Source organism: Mesorhizobium sp. CNPSo 4670 (assembly GCF_057784235.1).
Map to the genome: position 1 here is coordinate 1 of NZ_JBWJFQ010000015.1, position 16,931 is coordinate 16,931.

General features: G+C 62.0%; 20 protein-coding genes. 14 read left to right on the forward strand and 6 right to left on the reverse strand.

What is annotated here, in order from left to right; translation table 11 throughout:
* The 4 genes from AC0ZT5_RS22900 to AC0ZT5_RS22915 all read left to right on the forward strand — a co-directional run.
* A partial coding sequence (locus AC0ZT5_RS22900; RefSeq protein ID WP_488498293.1) for a cobalamin-dependent protein occupies positions 1-396 on the forward strand: 396 nt, incomplete at its 5' end.
* Between the two features lie 98 nt (positions 397-494).
* Positions 495-1,604, forward strand: a complete 1,110-nt coding sequence (locus AC0ZT5_RS22905; protein ID WP_477286472.1) for a mandelate racemase/muconate lactonizing enzyme family protein — start codon at positions 495-497, stop codon at positions 1,602-1,604.
* Positions 1,605-1,801: 197 nt separating this feature from the next.
* A complete protein-coding gene (locus AC0ZT5_RS22910; RefSeq protein WP_488498294.1) occupies positions 1,802-2,281 on the forward strand; it encodes a DUF3828 domain-containing protein in 480 nt (159 codons plus the stop codon).
* 4 nt (positions 2,282-2,285) lie between these two features.
* Positions 2,286-2,894 (forward strand): hypothetical protein, encoded by a 609-nt coding sequence (locus AC0ZT5_RS22915; protein WP_488498295.1) that lies wholly within the window; start codon positions 2,286-2,288, stop codon positions 2,892-2,894.
* Positions 2,895-3,005: 111 nt separating this feature from the next.
* On the opposite strand, the gene queF is transcribed toward AC0ZT5_RS22915, so the two are convergent.
* Both queF and AC0ZT5_RS22925 read right to left on the reverse strand, forming a co-directional pair.
* Positions 3,006-3,467: a preQ(1) synthase gene (gene queF, locus AC0ZT5_RS22920; RefSeq protein ID WP_488498296.1), complete on the reverse strand. Its 462-nt coding sequence runs from the start codon at positions 3,465-3,467 to the stop codon at positions 3,006-3,008.
* Positions 3,468-3,706: 239 nt separating this feature from the next.
* On the reverse strand, positions 3,707-4,114 hold the full coding sequence (locus tag AC0ZT5_RS22925) for a hypothetical protein (protein WP_488498297.1): 408 nt from the start codon (positions 4,112-4,114) through the stop codon (positions 3,707-3,709).
* A 115-nt stretch (positions 4,115-4,229) separates the two neighbouring features.
* On the opposite strand from AC0ZT5_RS22925, the gene AC0ZT5_RS22930 reads away from it, so the two are divergent.
* A complete protein-coding gene (locus AC0ZT5_RS22930; protein WP_488498298.1) occupies positions 4,230-4,658 on the forward strand; it encodes a MarR family winged helix-turn-helix transcriptional regulator in 429 nt (142 codons plus the stop codon).
* Between the two features lie 7 nt (positions 4,659-4,665).
* Here the strand turns inward: AC0ZT5_RS22930 and AC0ZT5_RS22935 are convergent, their stop codons facing one another.
* Both AC0ZT5_RS22935 and AC0ZT5_RS22940 read right to left on the reverse strand, forming a co-directional pair.
* Positions 4,666-5,406 (reverse strand): polysaccharide deacetylase family protein, encoded by a 741-nt coding sequence (locus AC0ZT5_RS22935; protein WP_488498299.1) that lies wholly within the window; start codon positions 5,404-5,406, stop codon positions 4,666-4,668.
* Between the two features lie 64 nt (positions 5,407-5,470).
* Positions 5,471-7,540, reverse strand: coding sequence for a putative bifunctional diguanylate cyclase/phosphodiesterase (locus tag AC0ZT5_RS22940; protein WP_488498300.1), 2,070 nt, complete (start codon positions 7,538-7,540; stop codon positions 5,471-5,473).
* 309 nt (positions 7,541-7,849) lie between these two features.
* On the opposite strand from AC0ZT5_RS22940, the gene AC0ZT5_RS22945 reads away from it, so the two are divergent.
* The 3 genes from AC0ZT5_RS22945 to AC0ZT5_RS22955 are packed head-to-tail and all read left to right on the forward strand — an operon-like array spanning position 7,850 to position 10,546.
* Entirely contained in the window at positions 7,850-9,037 is a 1,188-nt protein-coding gene (locus AC0ZT5_RS22945; protein ID WP_488498301.1) for a glycine C-acetyltransferase, read from the forward strand.
* 52 nt (positions 9,038-9,089) lie between these two features.
* Positions 9,090-10,124, forward strand: coding sequence for an L-threonine 3-dehydrogenase (gene tdh, locus AC0ZT5_RS22950; protein WP_040584004.1), 1,035 nt, complete (start codon positions 9,090-9,092; stop codon positions 10,122-10,124).
* Entirely contained in the window at positions 10,121-10,546 is a 426-nt protein-coding gene (locus tag AC0ZT5_RS22955) for a hypothetical protein (protein WP_488498302.1), read from the forward strand. The genes tdh and AC0ZT5_RS22955 overlap by 4 nt, the downstream gene beginning before the upstream one ends.
* Here the strand turns inward: AC0ZT5_RS22955 and AC0ZT5_RS22960 are convergent.
* Entirely contained in the window at positions 10,543-10,998 is a 456-nt protein-coding gene (locus AC0ZT5_RS22960) for a MarR family winged helix-turn-helix transcriptional regulator (RefSeq protein WP_488498303.1), read from the reverse strand. The genes AC0ZT5_RS22955 and AC0ZT5_RS22960 overlap by 4 nt on opposite strands.
* A 91-nt stretch (positions 10,999-11,089) precedes the next feature.
* Between AC0ZT5_RS22960 and hmgA the strand changes: the two genes are divergently transcribed.
* The 5 genes from hmgA to AC0ZT5_RS22985 are packed head-to-tail and all read left to right on the forward strand — an operon-like array spanning position 11,090 to position 15,149.
* Positions 11,090-12,403 carry a homogentisate 1,2-dioxygenase gene (gene hmgA, locus AC0ZT5_RS22965; protein ID WP_488498304.1) on the forward strand — a complete coding sequence of 438 codons (1,314 nt, stop codon included), beginning with the start codon at positions 11,090-11,092 and terminating at the stop codon, positions 12,401-12,403.
* An 11-nt stretch (positions 12,404-12,414) separates the two neighbouring features.
* Positions 12,415-13,302, forward strand: coding sequence for an MBL fold metallo-hydrolase (locus tag AC0ZT5_RS22970; RefSeq protein WP_488498414.1), 888 nt, complete (start codon positions 12,415-12,417; stop codon positions 13,300-13,302).
* On the forward strand, positions 13,299-14,312 hold the full coding sequence (locus AC0ZT5_RS22975) for a fumarylacetoacetate hydrolase family protein (RefSeq protein WP_488498305.1): 1,014 nt from the start codon (positions 13,299-13,301) through the stop codon (positions 14,310-14,312). Before AC0ZT5_RS22970 ends, AC0ZT5_RS22975 begins: the two co-directional genes overlap by 4 nt.
* 4 nt (positions 14,313-14,316) lie before the next feature.
* Positions 14,317-14,610, forward strand: coding sequence for a hypothetical protein (locus AC0ZT5_RS22980; protein ID WP_488498306.1), 294 nt, complete (start codon positions 14,317-14,319; stop codon positions 14,608-14,610).
* On the forward strand, positions 14,607-15,149 hold the full coding sequence (locus tag AC0ZT5_RS22985) for a DinB family protein (protein WP_488498307.1): 543 nt from the start codon (positions 14,607-14,609) through the stop codon (positions 15,147-15,149). Before AC0ZT5_RS22980 ends, AC0ZT5_RS22985 begins: the two co-directional genes overlap by 4 nt.
* A 52-nt stretch (positions 15,150-15,201) precedes the next feature.
* Here AC0ZT5_RS22985 and hppD read toward each other — a convergent pair whose 3' ends face one another.
* Positions 15,202-16,314 carry a 4-hydroxyphenylpyruvate dioxygenase gene (gene hppD, locus AC0ZT5_RS22990; protein WP_488498308.1) on the reverse strand — a complete coding sequence of 371 codons (1,113 nt, stop codon included), beginning with the start codon at positions 16,312-16,314 and terminating at the stop codon, positions 15,202-15,204.
* 136 nt (positions 16,315-16,450) lie between these two features.
* Between hppD and AC0ZT5_RS22995 the strand changes: the two genes are divergently transcribed.
* Entirely contained in the window at positions 16,451-16,918 is a 468-nt protein-coding gene (locus AC0ZT5_RS22995) for an Lrp/AsnC family transcriptional regulator (RefSeq protein WP_095085868.1), read from the forward strand.
* Positions 16,919-16,931 lie beyond the last annotated feature (13 nt).

Consider the following 16,931-nt stretch of genomic DNA (forward strand, 5'->3'; position numbering starts at 1 on the left):
AAGCAAGGCAAGATGGTCATCGGCACCGTCAAGGGCGACATCCACGACATCGGCAAGAACCTCGTCGGCATGATGATGGAAGGTGCCGGCTTCGACGTCATCGACCTCGGCATCAACAATGCGGTCGAGAAGTATCTCGATGCTATCGAGCAGCACCAGCCCGACATCATCGGCATGTCGGCACTTCTGACCACGACCATGCCCTATATGAAGGTCGTCATCGACACGATGAAGGAAAAGGGCATCCGCGACGACTATGTCGTGCTGGTCGGCGGTGCGCCGCTGAACGAGGAATTCGGTAAGGCCGTCGGCGCCGACGCCTACTGCCGCGACGCCGCGGTGGCGGTCGAGACCGCCAAGGACTTCATGAAGCGCAAGCATAACGTGCGGACTTGAGCACAGCAGTTCGGTCCATGTTGTAACCGACAGCGCCGTCATGCACCCGGATGGCAAGATGGCCAGAATCGCTTGGCTCGAAGGGGGCTGAGGTCCGTATGCGCATCGAGTCGATCAAAGTCTATCAGGTCCTTCTGCCTGTCAAAGGCGGCGCCTACCGGATGGCTAGCGATACCGTGCAGAATCTGGATAGCACACTCGTTGAAGTGACCACCGAGGACGGACTGTCAGGCTGGGGTGAGACATGCCCGGTCGGCCCTGTCTATCAGCCCCAACATGCTCTGGGTGCGAGAGCGGCAATTGCCGAAATAGCGCCTGGACTCCTTGGTGAGGACACTGCGTCCATGCGCCGCCTCGCGAAAAGAATGGACGAGCGGTTGAACGGTCACAACTATGCCAAGGCGGCCTTGGACATAGCTCTCCTCGACCTCGCCGGCCTGCGGCTGGGCGTACCGGTTTCAACACTTCTGGGCGGTGCGCTCACCGATCGTGTGCCGTCTTACTACTCGACTATTGTCGGTGCACCGGACGAGACGGCGCGTATTGCCATCGACAAGGTCAAGGCCGGATACCCACGACTTCAGATCAAGATAGGCGGACGGGATCTCGAGCAAGACGTCGCCACCGTGCACAAGGTATGGGAAGCGGTTGGCTTCAAAGCCCGGATAGCAGTCGACGCCAATCGTGGCCTCACCGCCGCGGCGGCGCTGCACATCGATCGGCTTTGCCAGGCAATCCCGTTCGTGTTCGAACAGCCTTGCAACACCATGGAGGAAGTCGCGAGTCTCAAGGGACGCGTGACCCATCCGGTCTACCTCGATGAGAATGCCGAGGATTTGAATGCCGTCCTGCGGGCAGTTTCTTCAGGTATCGCGGACGGATTCGGATTGAAGGTCACCCGCCTTGGCGGCCTCACCAAGATGGTCACGGTCCGCGACCTGTGTGCGATACGATCGCTTCCGCACACCTGCGACGATGCCTGGGGTGGGGACGTCATCGCTGCGGCATGCGTGCACCTCGCCGCTACCGTCGAGCCGAGCCGTTTTGAGGGCGCCTGGATCGCGCAGGAATACATCGAAGGGCATACCGACCCCGTAAACCCCGTCGTCATCGAAAACGGGCATATACGCGTCCCGCAGATGCCAGGGCTCGGTGTCAAGCCTGAGCGTTCCCGGCTCAAATCGCCTGTCGCGACTTTCGGAGGCTGAGGATCCTGTGGTGTTCGGGGCGATTGTATCTGGCCAGTATCGTCGGCAGTTAACCGCGGAAGTGCTTTTGCGAATCCCCAGAATGTCTGGCGGGGCGCCTTGGGCTGGCGCTCCAGGACTTCATGAGCCGCAAAAAAGCCGATATGCAGGATGTGTGGTATTGATAGCTTCAAGCCATCAGAAGCCGGAGATCCTGCATGAGACTGACAGTGCTCGTTGCCGCCCTTTCGATAGCCTTGCCCACGGTCGCCTTCGCCGGACCAGTGTCCGACGCGGTGAAGTTCTTCTATGTGCCGGCGGTCAAATTCGAGGCCGACGAGCAATACCGGGATCGGTTCACCGAGCCGGTGACGAACCTGTTCAACCTGAACGACCAGGCAACGAAAAAGAACCCTGACGAGGTCGCCTGCATCGATTTCGATCCTGGTCTGGATGCGCAGGACTTCGATCAGAAGACCGTCTCGAAAACGCTGAAACTGGCCGAGAAGCTGGATGGTGACAACGCCGAGGTTACGGCATCCTTCAGCCTTTTTTCGGAAGGCGATGACTCCAAACGTGAGATGGTCTGGTCGCTCAAGAAGATCGACGGCAAGTGGAAGATATCGGACATTGCCTCCAAGACCAGCGACTGGAAGCTCAGTGCGCTGGAATGCATTGCCGGCCAGACGCCGGAGTGAGGCGATGGTCCGTCGCCGGTTCCTGGCACTGTCGACTGTGTGCCTGCTGGCGGCCGGTCTGAGCGCCGCCGCCGCGCAAGGGCTGTTCGGTTCGCCGCCGGCAAACGCGCCGGCTGACACCGCCCCGAGCGACAGCGGGGCGCCGCCCGCAAATGCGCCCGGCGGTGCGGTGGAACCCGCAACGCCACCAGTTGCATGGCCGCCCAGCGAGCCCGCCGCGCCCATCCAACCGGGATCGCCGACAGCGGTGGTGCGGCCATTTTACGATCAGGTCGGGCTCGAACTCGATCCGGCGCAGCGCAGCCATTTCATCGATCCGGCGAAAACCGTTCTCGACAAGAGCGACGCCTTGCGCAAATCCGGACAGGGCGAATGCCTCGACCCCAACATGGCGCTCGACAACGCGAACTATGACAAGGCCGAGATCGACAAGAGCCTGAAGACGCTTGAAGCGATCAATGGCGACCAGGCCAAGGTCATTGTCGCCTTCGTCGTCGCCGGCAACCCGCACCGGCTGGAATGGAAGTTCAGGAAGGTCGACGGGGACTGGAAGATATCGGACCTGTTGTCGGTGACCGGCGAATGGGCGCTCAGCCAGTATCAATGCGAATGAGCGGGAGACCAAAGCCACGTCGCGCTGAAACGGATTCAGGCGACGCGCCTTAAGCCCTTGTTTTTAAGCATGTCGTTGCCCCAAACCGGCGCCACTTCTGGGCGACATGCATTAGCCGCGCCCGCGATAGGGCGCCACTCCGGTATCCGGCAGCCAGGCACCTTCCGGCGGCGCGCCGGTCTGCCAGAACACGTCGATCGGAATGCCGCCGCGCGGGAACCAGTAGCCGCCGATGCGCAGCCACAGCGGCTTGGTTGCGGCCACGATGCGGCGGCCGATCATGACGGTGCATTCTTCATGGAAGGCGCCGTGGTTGCGAAACGAAGTCATGAACAGTTTCAGCGACTTCGATTCCACCAGCAGCGCATCGGGGGCATAGTCGATGACGATATGGGCGAAGTCCGGCTGGCCGGTGACCGGGCACAGCGAGGTGAATTCCGGGCAGGTGAAGCGCACGATGGCCGGCGGGCCGTCGCCGCGCGTAAACGGCACGGTCTCCAGCACCGCCTGATCGGGGCTCTGTGGCGTCTCGACGTGTGCGCCGAGCTGGGTGAGGTTCTTCGTTGCGGTCATGGGCAGCATTCCTTCGAATTTTGCCGCTCATTAGCACCGGACCGAAAAGCGCGCAGCGGTTTTCGGATGAATCCGATGATTAAATGGGATCTGAACCATCGGACCGAAAAGTGCCCAGGCATCGTTGGTGGCGCGCGGTCGGCCCTGCGTACGAGAGCCCGTGTACGTCGGTCAGACCGCGCGCCCGCACGTCATTGGCTTGTCGCCAGACAACGTACGATTCTATGAGTTGCTGCGTCTCAGACCATCCTGGCGACGGCCATGCAGAGCACGGTGACGACCAGCAGCCGCGCGGCAATGCGCTCGCCCGCTGCCATTCTGGCGCGCAGTTGCGTTTCAGTTTCCGCATTTGCGCCGGCAAGCCGCCGGCTGGGCGCCCTGACCATGGCGCCGAGCACGCCCGCGGCGGCGAAAGCGGTCAGGATGCCAAGCGCCAGCACCATTTCCATCGAGCCGAAATAGGCGCCGTGGAAGAAATACCAGAGCAGCGCTCCGGTCAGCAAAACCATGCCGGCCGCGCCCATTTGCGGCTGGATGAAGCGCTCGGCCCGGATATCGGGATCACGCGCCAGCGTGATCGTCGTGCCTGCCCAGAAGACGCCGGCCATGACGTGAAGGCCGATAACGACGATGTAGACGTACTGCATGACCGTTCTCCTCTTTCGTCCGCCATTGCCATATAGTTAGATATCTAACGGTTAGGTGTCAATGTATAAACCGGAGCCAGTTCCATCGGCCTTTCCCTTGTTCTAGTGTCTTGTGATGACGCCTTTCGAACGCCCGCCAGTCGGCATGAATCTCGGCCGCACCGCCAAGCTTGTCGCCCAGGCCTTCGATGCCGCCCTGGTCGAAGCCGGCGGCACGTTGCCTGTCTGGCTCACTCTGCTTTCGGTCAAATCGAGCAAGCTTGCGAACCAGCGCGAACTTGCGGGCATGATCGGCATCCAGGGCGCGACGCTGACACACCATCTCAACGCGATGGAGACGCAGGGCCTGCTGACGCGCCGCCGCGATCCCGTCAACCGCCGGGTTCACCTGGTCGAGTTGACCGAGGCCGGAGAAGCGATGTTCGAGACATTGCGCAAGGCAGCCCTTGTTTTCGACAAGCGGCTGCGGGTGGGGCTTTCCGACGAGCGCTTGGCGGAGTTCGCACAGGTGCTGGCGGCCTTGCGGGGCAATGTGGAAAGCTAGGGCAGGCTCAGTCGTCGTAGCTCTGGATTGCGCCAAAGGTGTAGTGGCGCAGCTTCAGTGCGGTGATCAGGTTGGTCAGCTTCGCCTTGCCGTCGAAACTGTCCTGGAACATCTCGTCATGCATCAACAAGATCAGCTTGCGCGGCTTGACGAAGCGGCCGTAGCCGAACAGGTGATCGATCTCGCTGACCAGATGGTCGACGCTCTGCACCGGCTCACCGCTGTCCTTGTGCACCCATTCGTGGTCCCAGCCGTAGAGATAGAAACCCGAGGCCGCGACAAACTCGTAGTCGGGCTCCTCGCGGCCCTCCTGGGCCAGGCCAAGCGAAGTGTCGTTCTTCGACATTGAGGGCAGCCTGAACACGTCGCGCCCCGGCAGCCGCGCGTGCACCACCGGCTTCAGGCCGAGCACCGCGTTTGCCCGCATCATGTCGGCGACGACGCCTTCGGTGTCGGCGTAGTAATGCTGGTAGCGGTTGTTGGCGTGGCTGTAGCTGTGGTTGCCGAGCGTCACCAGCGGAAGCTGTTTGGCGCGCTGGACGAGCGCCCTGTTGGCGGCGCTCGCCTGCGCATGCATGCCGACCATGAACATGGTCGCCGGAACCTGCTCGGCTTCCAGCACGTCGAGGATGTTACTGGTGCCGTTCAGCGGGCCATCGTCAAAGGTGAGATAGATGGTGCGATCCGCCCCATGGGCGGGGAACGCAAAAATCAACAGTGCCGCCAGGACAATCCGAAACGGTGTCATCACCCGCACTATCAGGTTGCGATGACGACAGGCCGCCATGTCCATGGAGGGTTGTCAAGGCGGGCTACGCCAGGCTTCCCTGCAGCACCGTCAGCTTGGCCTTCTTTGGCATCCGCGCCGTCAGCCATTCCAGCGCCTTGTCGTGCGGCATCGGGAAGGCGATGGAATAACCCTGCACCTGGTCGCAGCCGATCGCCATGAGCGAATCGAGCTCGGCCTCGGTTTCAGCACCTTCGGCAACGATCGAGATGCCAAGGCCACGCGCCAGTTCGGTGATGGCGCGCACGATCTTCGAGTTGTCGCCATTCTCATGGATGTTCTGGACGAAGCGGCGATCGATTTTCAGCCGATCGATCTCGTTCGGGTTGACATGGCTGAGCGAGGCGTAGCCAGTGCCGAAATCATCGAGTTCAAGATGGACGCCGGCTGCCCTGATGTGGCGCAGCTTGGCGGCGATGCCGGTCTTCTCGTCGTCGAGAATGACGGATTCGACGATTTCCAGCGACAGTTTCTGCGGTGGCAGCCCGGCCTTTTCCAGCGTCTCGAACAGAAACGCATCGAAATCGTGCTCGCGCAGTTCGGTGCCTGAAACGTTGACGGCAAGCCGCCCGAAGGCGATGCCGGCGCGGTTCCATTCGGCGGCTTCGTTGATCGCCTTCGAGATGACAATGCGGCCGATCTCCGGCATGAAGCCGCATTTTTCGGCGACCGGAATGAATTCGCCGGGCGGGATCATGCCGCGCTCGGCATGGTTCCAGCGCACCAGCGCCTCGATGCCGCTGATCGTGCCGTTGGTCAGCGAGACCTGAGGCTGGAAATAGACCTGGAACGCCCGGTCCGCGATGGCGACCTTGATGTCGTGCTCGAGCTGCTTGCGATAGTCGAGCTCGCGGCGCAACTCCTCGGAGAAGAACGAGAAGTTGCTGCCTCCCAGCTTCTTGGCGGAGTAGAGCGCCAGATCGGCGTGGACCAGCAGATCCTGCGCATTGTCGGCGTCGACCGGGTAGACGGCGATGCCGGCGCTGGCCCCCGGAAGTATGGTCGTGCCCTGGAAGATGATCGGCTCGTTGATGTGGGCCAGGATACGCCGCGCCAGCATGTTGATGTCTTCGGTGCCGCCGGCGCCACCGAGGATCATGACGAACTCGTCGCCGCCCAGGCGTACGCACAGGTCCGATGCCCGGCAGGAATCGCGCATGCGCTGCGCTGTGACGACCAGCACATAGTCGCCGGCGGCGTGGCCGAGCGTATCGTTGATCTGCTTGAACCGGTCGAGGTCGAGCTGGACGACGGCAAGCCGCTCGCGACGCCGTTGCGAGCCCTTGATCAGCGTATCGAAATGATCGGTCAGGAACGTGCGGTTGTGCAGGCCGGTGAGGCCGTCATGCACCGCGATGAAGGCCATGGAATTGCGCGCGTCGATCAGCTCATGCGTCTTGCGCAGGATGGCGTTCGACATCGGCCTGAAGATGAAGAGCGCCACCAGCACGATGACCCCGAGGGTGGCGTAGAACAGCGTGCGGTGAAGCGCGAGCAGCTTCTCGGAGCGCTCGTCGGCATCGGCGCTGATGCGCTGCCCAAGGGCTGCGTAGCCCGACAAGGTCGCATTGGCGACAGAAGCATCGAGATTGACGCGCTCGCCACTGCCCTTGTAGCCGTCACTGGCGCCCGTCAGCTGGGATTCAAAGGATGAAATCAGCCGCTTGCCATTGGCGACGAGGCCTACAGAGAAATAATCGAGATGGAACGGCTTGGCGAACAGCACGCTCTCGGTCGATTTCGGGTCCAATCGGGCAGGCGACATCGGGTCGGCGTTGGTCTGCTCGAGCAGCAGATCGTAGTTCGTTTCGAACTCCGCCGTCGCCTGCTTGAGCGCGCTGACCAGCGCCGGCTGCTTGTCGCGCGTACCAGAACTCGTTGCACCGGCAAGGAAGACGATGCGCTGCGACAGGGTCTTTTGCGTGCTGACGATGTCGAGCAAGGTGTTGTTGTGCTGTTGGGTGGCCATCATCTGCTGCAGCAGGATGAAGGAGGCTATCACCATGGCGGCAATGATCAGCAGGGCCAGCCAGTAGCCAGCCTTGATCAGCAATGTGAGCTTGCCTGAAATGGTTTGCACCGGCTGCTGCGACATGTTGGGGGGCGGCCCTCTCGCCAACGGATTCTTGTTGCGAGGACCATTGGCTTGCAAACGTTAACAGGTGTGGAAATCGACAGCCGGACGGCGATAGGGAAACGCTTAAAGATCGCGAGATGGTTATCGGCTGGTTTAGCACTGTGTCGGCATTTGAGCGGTCGTCGGTCAGCACTGTTGCCGTGACGTCGCTTCCGCGGCCGCATGACGATGCATATCGGGACCGGCTGCCCCCGATCCGGTCGTTTTTGCGATGGATTTTTCGCGCGGGCCGGACGACAGTCGGCCCACATCAAATGGGGCCTGATCATGACCGCAGCGTTTCTCTCCCACATCGACGGCGAACTCGCGGGCCTTAAATCGGCCGGCCTCTATAAATCCGAGCGGGTGATCTCTTCGACCCAGTCGGCGCAGATCGAGGTCGGCGGCCGGAAGGTGCTCAATTTCTGCGCCAACAACTATCTCGGCCTTGCCGACAGCGCCGACCTGCGCGCGGCGGCCAGCCAGGCGCTCGACCGCTATGGTTACGGCATGGCCTCGGTGCGCTTCATCTGCGGCACACAGGAGGAGCACAAGCAACTCGAGGCGACGATTTCAACCTTCCTCGGCCTGGAGGACACCATCCTCTACGGCTCTTGCTTCGACGCCAATGGCGGCCTTTTCGAAACCCTGTTGGGGGAGGACGATGCGATCATTTCCGATGCGCTGAACCACGCCTCGATCATCGACGGCGTGCGGTTGTCGAAGGCAAAACGGTTCCGCTACGCCAACAACGACATGGCCGACCTCGAAGCACGGTTGAAGGAGGCGAAGGAATGCCGCTTCCGGCTGATCGCCACCGACGGCGTGTTTTCCATGGATGGCATCATCGCCAATCTAAGGGGTGTCTGCGACCTCGCCGACAAGTACGATGCCATGGTGATGGTCGATGACAGCCATGCGGTCGGCTTCGTCGGCCAGAACGGCCGCGGCTCGGCCGAGCATTGCGGCGTCGAGGGCAGGGTCGACATCATCACCGGCACGCTCGGCAAGGCGCTCGGTGGCGCGTCCGGCGGTTACACATCGGGCAAAAGCCAAGTGGTCGACTGGCTGCGCCAGCGCTCGCGGCCATATCTGTTTTCCAACACGCTGATGCCGGCGATCGCCGGTGCCTCGATCAAGGTGTTCGACCTGATCCGCAATGGCGATGCCTTGCGCGAACGCCTATATGCCAATGCGGCACGGTTCAGGTCGCAGATGGGCAAGCTGGGCTTCACGCTGGCTGGGGCCGATCATCCGATCATTCCGGTGATGCTTGGCGACGCGACGCTGGCGCAGGAGATGGCGGCGCGCATGCTGAAGCGTGGCATCTATGTCATCGGCTTTTCCTTCCCGGTGGTGCCGAAGGGCCAGGCGCGTATCCGCACGCAGATGTCGGCGGCGCATTCCAGTGCCGACATCGACCGTGCGGTGGAGGCGTTCGGCGCCGTCGGGCGCGAACTTGGGGTGATTTCCTGAAAAGCCGAAGTCGCAAAGCGCTTCCGGAACAAGAGATTCAAGGGACAAAAGCATGTCGAACATGATGAAGGCGCTGGTCAAGGCCAAGGCCGAACCGGGCATCTGGATGGAAGAAGTGCCGGTGCCTGAGATCGGCCCCAACGACGTGCTGATCAAAGTCAGGAAGACGGCGATCTGCGGCACCGACGTCCACATCTACAATTGGGACCAGTGGGCGCAGAAGACCGTGCCGGTGCCGATGGTGACCGGCCATGAGTTCGTCGGAACGGTTGCCGATTTCGGCGCCGCGGTCACCGAATACAAGGTCGGCCAGCGCGTGTCGGGCGAAGGCCACATCGTCTGCGGCCATTGCCGCAACTGCCGCGCGGGCAGGGGGCACCTGTGCCGCAACACGCTCGGCGTCGGCGTCAACCGCCCCGGCGCCTTCGGCGAGTATCTGGCGATCCCGCAGCACAATGTCGTGCCGATCCCAGACGACGTGCCGGACGAGATCGCCGCGATTTTCGATCCCCTCGGCAATGCGGTTCACACAGCCCTGTCCTTCGACCTAGTCGGCGAGGATGTGCTGGTCACCGGCGCCGGGCCGATCGGCATCATGGGCGCGCTTGTGGCGCAATGCGTCGGCGCGCGAAAGGTGGTCATCACCGACATCAACCCGGTGCGGCTGGCGCTGGCGAAAAAGCTTGGCGTGCAGCATGTCGTCGACGCCTCGAAGGAAAAGCTGCGCGACGTCATGCCGGTGCTCGGCATGACTGAGGGTTTCGACGTCGGTCTCGAAATGTCGGGAGCGGCGCCCGCCTTCCGCGACATGATCGACACGATGAACAATGGCGGCAAGATCGCCATTCTCGGCATTGCGCCCACCGGCTTCGAGATCGACTGGAACAAGGTCATCTTCAAGATGCTGCATCTCAAGGGCATCTACGGCCGCGAGATGTTCGAGACCTGGTACAAGATGATCGCGCTGGTGCAGGGCCCGCTCGATGTTTCCGGGCTGATCACGCATCGCATCGGCATCGACGACTTCCAGACCGGTTTCGATGCAATGCGCAGCGGCAGTTCCGGCAAGGTGGTGATGGACTGGTGACGCAGTTATTTTTTCGTCACCTGAACTTGGACTGGAACGCTGAGCCCAACGCTCCCGATGTAGAGCTGACGGTTGAGGGTGACACGGTTCAGCTTGTATTTCTCTTGAATTCTTGGGCCTATGACGCGAGCAAGGGAGAGACGGGAACCCCTCGTTTCATCGGCTGCAGCCGATGGCGATGGGACCTCACGAACGATGACGCTTGGTTTGCAGGGAAAGGCCTCTACGGCAAGCAAGCTCCAAAATGGGGCGAGTTCTACGAGGTGATCGGCGATAGTCGGCCCATTGGCGAAGACGACTGGGAAGTTCTGTCTCCAGACGGGTCTAAATCGCGGCAATTTCTGTTCTATTTTCGCGATGACACCATCGAAGTCATTGCTGAAGACTGGTCGCTAACCCGACAATTGCCAAGCGCCGACTAGTCTGTTCGTTCAGGGTGACTTACTCCCACGCGAGCTTCCAGTGTGGCCAACGCTGTTTTAATTGCCGAGCGGTCGCCATTGCTCAGTTTCTCCAGCAAGTCCCGCTCGAAGGCCTTCGCCAGCGGCACCATTTCGCGATAGGCGGCAAGGCCGGCCCTAGTCAGCGTCAGATGCTCGACGCGGCGGTCGTTTTCATCGGGAGTGCGCGCCAGCCAGCGCCGCCTTTCGAGTTCGGCAACGGCGCGCGAGACCTTGGTCTTGTGCATGGCCGATTGCTCGCCGAGGGCCGTCGCGGTCATGGTGCCGTGCTGGCCCAGACCCGAAAGCGTGCGCCATTCCGGCCGCGTCAGGCCATGACTGTCCTTGTATATCCCAGCGAATGCCCGGCTGACGGCGTCGGCCAGGCGGTAGAGCCGGTAGGGCAGGAAGTTTTCCAGATCGAGGATTTCCATTGTTGCATATCCCGGCAGAGGCATTGGCATTGATAGTTACATTTTCGATGGTTACAAATGAAACCAGTTTGGTCAATTCCGGGAGGAAGCGATGGCCTTTTCCTACATGCCGGGCTTCGGCAACGACTTCGAAACCGAAACGCTGCCGGGTTCGCTGCCGCAGGGGCGGAACTCGCCGCAGCGGCCGGCCTACGGCCTCTATGCCGAGCAGCTTTCCGGTTCGCCCTTCACCGCGCCGCGCGGCACAAACGAGCGCTCTTGGCTCTATCGGATCCGGCCGAGCGTGAAGCACACCGGCCGTTTCAAACCGGCGAACTATCCATTGTGGAAGAGCGCTCCCAATATCGGCGACCACGAGCTAGCGCTCGGCCAGTACCGCTGGAACCCGGTGCCGATGCCGAAGGAGCCGACCGATTTCATCTCCGGCATGCGCAGCATCACCACCGCCGGCGACGTGCTCGGGCAAACCGGCATGGCGGCCCACGTCTATGTCGCCAACCGCTCGATGGTTGACGACCATTTCTTCAACGCCGATGGCGAGTTGCTCATCGTGCCGCAGGTCGGCGCCTTGCGCTTCGTCACCGAGATGGGCGTCATCGAGCTTCGGCCCGGCGAGATCGCCGTGCTGCCCCGTGGGCTTGTCTTCAAGGTCGAACTGGTCGATGCCGAAGTGCGCGGCTATGTCTGCGAGAACTATGGCGCCAAGCTGACCTTGCCGGACCGTGGCCCGATCGGCGCCAATTGCCTGGCCAATCCGCGCGATTTCAAGACGCCTTGCGCCTGGTACGAGGACAAGGAGACACCGTGCCGGCTGACGGTGAAATGGTGCGGCAACTTCCATGTGACCGAGATCGGCCACTCGCCGCTGGACGTCGTTGCCTGGCACGGCAACTACGCACCCTATAAATATGATCTGGCCACCTTTTCGCCGGTCGGCGCCATCCTCTTCGATCATCCCGATCCGTCGATCTTCACCGTGCTGACGGCGCCCAGCGGCGAGGAAGGCACCGCCAACATTGACTTCGTCATCTTCCCGCCGCGCTGGTTGGTGGCGGAGGATACGTTCCGGCCGCCCTGGTATCACCGCAACATCATGAGCGAGTTCATGGGGCTGATCCACGGCCAGTACGATGCCAAGGAGGAGGGCTTCGTTCCCGGCGGCATCAGTCTGCACAATCTGATGCTGGCCCATGGGCCTGACTCGACAGGTTTCGAAAAAGCCTTCCGCGCGGACCTGAAACCGGTCAAGCTCGACAACACCATGGCCTTCATGTTCGAGACCCGTTTTCCGCAGATGCTGACCCGCTACGGCGCCGAACTCGAAACCCGGCAGGACAACTACATCGACTGCTGGGCCGACCTGAAGAAGCGCTTCAACGGCACACCCGAGGGCGACTGGTCTTGAGCAGCGAGCCCATGCCGGACCGGCTGGTGCTTTTGGGCTCGAAGGGCGGCCCTGCGCTGCGGCCGGGTGGCCCATGGCCGAGTTCGTCGCTGCTGCAGATTGGCGGCCGGACCATTGTCGTGGACTGCGGGCTTGGCGTGACGCGCGCTCTGGTCGACGCCGGCATCGGGCTGAAGGCGCTCGACCTGATCTTCGTCACGCATCTGCATTCCGACCATGTGCTGGAACTCGGGCCACTGATCCACACCGCCTGGACGGCGGGTCTGGCCACGCCCGTCGGCGTGTTCGGTCCGCCCGGCATCGGCCATTACTGGCGGCGCTTTTGCCAGGCGATGGATTTCGACATCGAGATCCGCATCGTCGACGAGGGCCGGCCGGATATTCGCGAACTGGTTTCGATCAACGAATTCACCGAAGGCTTGATTGTCGAGCAACGCGGCCTCAAGGTTTCCGCTCTACGCGTCGACCATCCGCCGGTGACCGACTGCTTTGCGCTGCGCTTCGAACATGGCGGGAAAAGCGTAGTGTTCTCCGCCGATACGGCGTTCTTTCAACCACTCGCCGATTTTGCCCAAGGCGCCGATATCCTCGTCCACGAAGCCATGCTGGAAGAAGGCATCGAGCGGCTGGTGGCCAAAACCGGCAATGGCGCGCGGCTGCGGGAACATCTGCTCGCTAGCCACAGCTTTGCCGAGGAGGCCGGGCGCATCGCCAGCGATGCCGGCGTGAAGAGGCTGGTGCTCAACCACCTCATTCCGGCCGACGATCCCGGGATCGTCGAGGCCGACTGGATCGCCGCTGTCAGGAAATCATGGGGCGGCGACTTGACGATCGCTCGCGACGGCCTTGTTGTGGAGTTAAGCAGCGAGAAAGCTGCACAAGGAGAGGAACCCGCATGAAGCTTGCCACACTGAAGGACGGGACGCGTGACGGAAAACTCGTCGTCGTCTCGCGCGACCTGACACGCTTCACCGACGCCTCGTTCCTGATGCGCACGCTGCAGGCAGCGCTCGACGACTGGCGGCGCATCGCCCCGCACCTCGCGACAATAGCGGAATCGCTGGAGAACAACGCGGTGCCGTCGGAGCGCTTCCACGAGCATGACGCGCACTCACCGCTGCCGCGGGCCTATCAATGGGCCGATGGCTCGGCCTATGTGAACCATGTCGAACTGGTGCGGAAAGCGCGCGGCGTCGAAATGCCGGCAAGTTTCTGGACCGACCCGCTGATCTACCAGGGCGGCTCGGATTCCTTCATCGCGCCGCGTGATCCGATCCGCATGGCCGACGAGGCCTTCGGCATCGACATGGAGGGGGAAGTCGCTGTCATTGTCGACGATGTACCTATGGGCGCCAGCCTCGATGAGGCACGCGCCGCGATCCGGCTGGTGATGCTGGTCAACGACGTGACGCTGCGCGCGCTCACCGGGCCGGAGCTCGCCAAGGGTTTCGGCTTCTTCCAATCAAAGCCCTCCTCGGCGTTTTCGCCTGCCGCGGTGACGCCGGACGAGTTGGGCGACGCCTGGGATGGCGGCAAGTTGAGCCTGCCGCTGCTTGCCGACCTAAACGGCAAGCCGTTCGGCCGCGCCAATGCGGGCGTCGACATGACCTTCGATTTCCCGGCGCTGATCGTTCACGCCGCCAGGACAAGGCCACTGGCCGCCGGTACGATCATCGGCTCCGGCACCGTCTCCAACAAGCTCGACGGCGGGCCGGGCAAGCCTGTCTCGGCCGGGGGAGCCGGCTATTCCTGCATCGCCGAACTGCGCATGATCGAGACCATTGTATCAGGCGCGCCCAAAACGCCGTTCCTGCGCTTCGGTGACACGGTGCGCATCGAGATGAAAAACAAGAGCGGAAATTCGATCTTCGGCGCCATCGAGCAGAAGGTCGAGAAATACGAGAGGTGAGGGAGTGACGGGGGAAGCATTCTATCTGCTGGCCGGCGTCTGGGCGCTTGCCATATTGGCTGTGTTCATCCTGGCGATCCGGCTCAGCTACCGCATCGAGGCGCGCTCGCCGGACCTGACGAACCGCAGCGGCTTTCCGCGCAGGGCGATGATGTTCCACACCATCACCAACATGAAAGTCGCGCGGGACGAGGAAACACAAGGCTTGCGGCGGCGCATGAACAGGCTGTTGCTGATCGTTCTCGCCGGATTTGCGGTTATGTGGGCGGGTCTGTATCTGGTTCGGTCGGCCGGATGACCCTGTTGGACCACCTGCGCCGCATGGCCGGCAACAATCTCTGGTCGAACGATCGGCTGTACCGTGCTGTTTTGCAGCTCAAGCCCGGCGAATTCGCAGCCGAACGCACCAGTTTCTTCCCGTCGATCGAGGCAACGCTCAACCACATCCTTGCGGTCGATCTTCTCTATCTCGATTTTCTCGAAGGGGGCGGGGTCGGTGCCGCCGCCCATGACGATTTCGTGCCGATCGACGAGCCGCAGGCGTTGTTTGCCGCCCAGGTCGCCGCGGACCGTCGCCTGATCGCTTTTTGCGACCGGCTCTCGGCGGCCGATCTCGATCGTCAGGTCTTCACCGACCGGCGCGCGGACGGCATGATCCCCGAACGCATCGGCGACATCCTCGCGCATTTCTTCCTGCATGACATCCACCATCGCGGCCAGGTGCACGCGATGCTCTCCGGCACGTCGGTCGCGCCGCCGCAGCTCGATGAATTCCTGCTCGACTACGATGTGAAGCTGAGGAAAGAAGAGGTCGAGCGGCTGGGCCTCAAGATCTGATTTGGCGCATGACCCGAAACCAGGGGCATGCACAGTCCGCTCGACCTGAAGCCTACTCCGCCGCTTGAACCTTGATCACGCCGCGCTTGATCTGGTCCTGCTCGATCGATTCGAACAGGGCGCGGAAATTGCCCTCGCCAAAGCCTTCGTCGCCCTTGCGCTGGATGAACTCAAAGAAGATCGGCCCGATCACGGTTTTCGAAAAGATCTGCAGCAGGATCTTGGTCATGCCGCCGTCGACCACGCCTTCGCCGTCGATCAGGATGCCGTGCTTCTTCATCCGCTCGATCGGCTCGTCATGGCCATTCACGCGGTCATAAGACATGTCATAATAGGTTTCCGGCGGGCCGGGCATGAACTTCAGCCCGTTTTCGGCTAGCCTGTCGGTGGCGGCGTAGATCTCGTCGGTGCCCACCGCAATGTGCTGGATGCCTTCGCCATTGTACTTCTTCAGATACTCGGCGATCTGGCTGGTCTCGTCCTTGGACTCGTTGAGCGGGATGCGGATCTTGCCGCAGGGCGAGGTGATGGCGCGGCTGACCAGGCCGGTGATCTTGCCGTCGATGTCGAAGAAGTGGATCTGCTTGAAGCCGAACAGATTGCGGTAGAAATCCCACCATTTGTCCATCTGGCCGCGATAGACGTTGTGGGTGAGGTGGTCGAGAAAATAGAAGCCGACGCCTTGCGGCCGCGGGTCGCGCGCGCCGAGCCACTCGAACTCGGCATCGTAGGCCGAGCCCTTCTTGCCATAGGTCTCGATGAAATACAGCAGCGAGCCGCCAATGCCGACGATGGCCGGCACGTCGAGCGCCTTGTCAGTGCCTTCGTAAGGCGTGGCGCCCTTGGCAACGGCGTGGTCGAAAGCGTGCTTGGCATCGACCACCCGCCAGGCCATCGAGGCCGCGCAAGGGCCGTGCTTGTCGGCGAACTTCATCGCATGTGAGCCTGGCTCGGCATTGACGACATAGTTGATGTCGCCCTGGCGCCAGACGGTGATGTTCTTGGTGCGGTGCTTGGCTACCGCGACATAGCCCATGCGGGTGAACAGTTCGGCGAGCTTTTCCGGCTCCGGATGCGCGAACTCGACGAATTCGAACCCGTCGGTGCCGGCGGGGTTGTCCTTGCTGATCTTGGCGGGCGGGGCGTCGTGCGGGAAGGGGCCCATGATAGTCCTCCGGATATGGCTTGGCCTGAAAGGCCACCTGACGCCACTATAGCGCGGAGCCGGCGCATGGTGCTTGCATTCAAACGCTTGAAATGATCAGTTCATGCGCAAAGCGTGCACGAAAGGGCAGAAATCCATGGATGAGACGCGCATTGATCAGTTTGACCGCAAGATAATGGCGCTGCTGCAGGGGGATGCGGGGCTGACCAACAACGATTTGTCGGAGCGGGTGAACCTGTCGGCGTCACAATGCTCGCGCCGCCGCCAGCGGCTGGAGGAGGACGGCTACATCAAGGGCTATCACGCCGTACTCGACCGCGACAAACTCGGTTTTTCCTTGGTCAACGTCATCTCGGTGACGTTAGCCACCCACAATCGCGACAACGCCAGGCGCTTCGGCGAACTGGTGGCGCGGCTGCCCGAGGTGCAGGAGGCGCACGCGCTGACCGGTGAGATGGACTATATCCTGAAAGTGGTGACGCCCGACCTGAAGTCGCTATCGGAATTCGTCAACGGCGTACTGCTGCCGCACGAATCCGTGCAGCATGTGAAGACGGCGATCGTGCTCGAGACGCTGAAGGAAACCGGCGCGTTGCCGATTTGAACCTTGGGTCGAT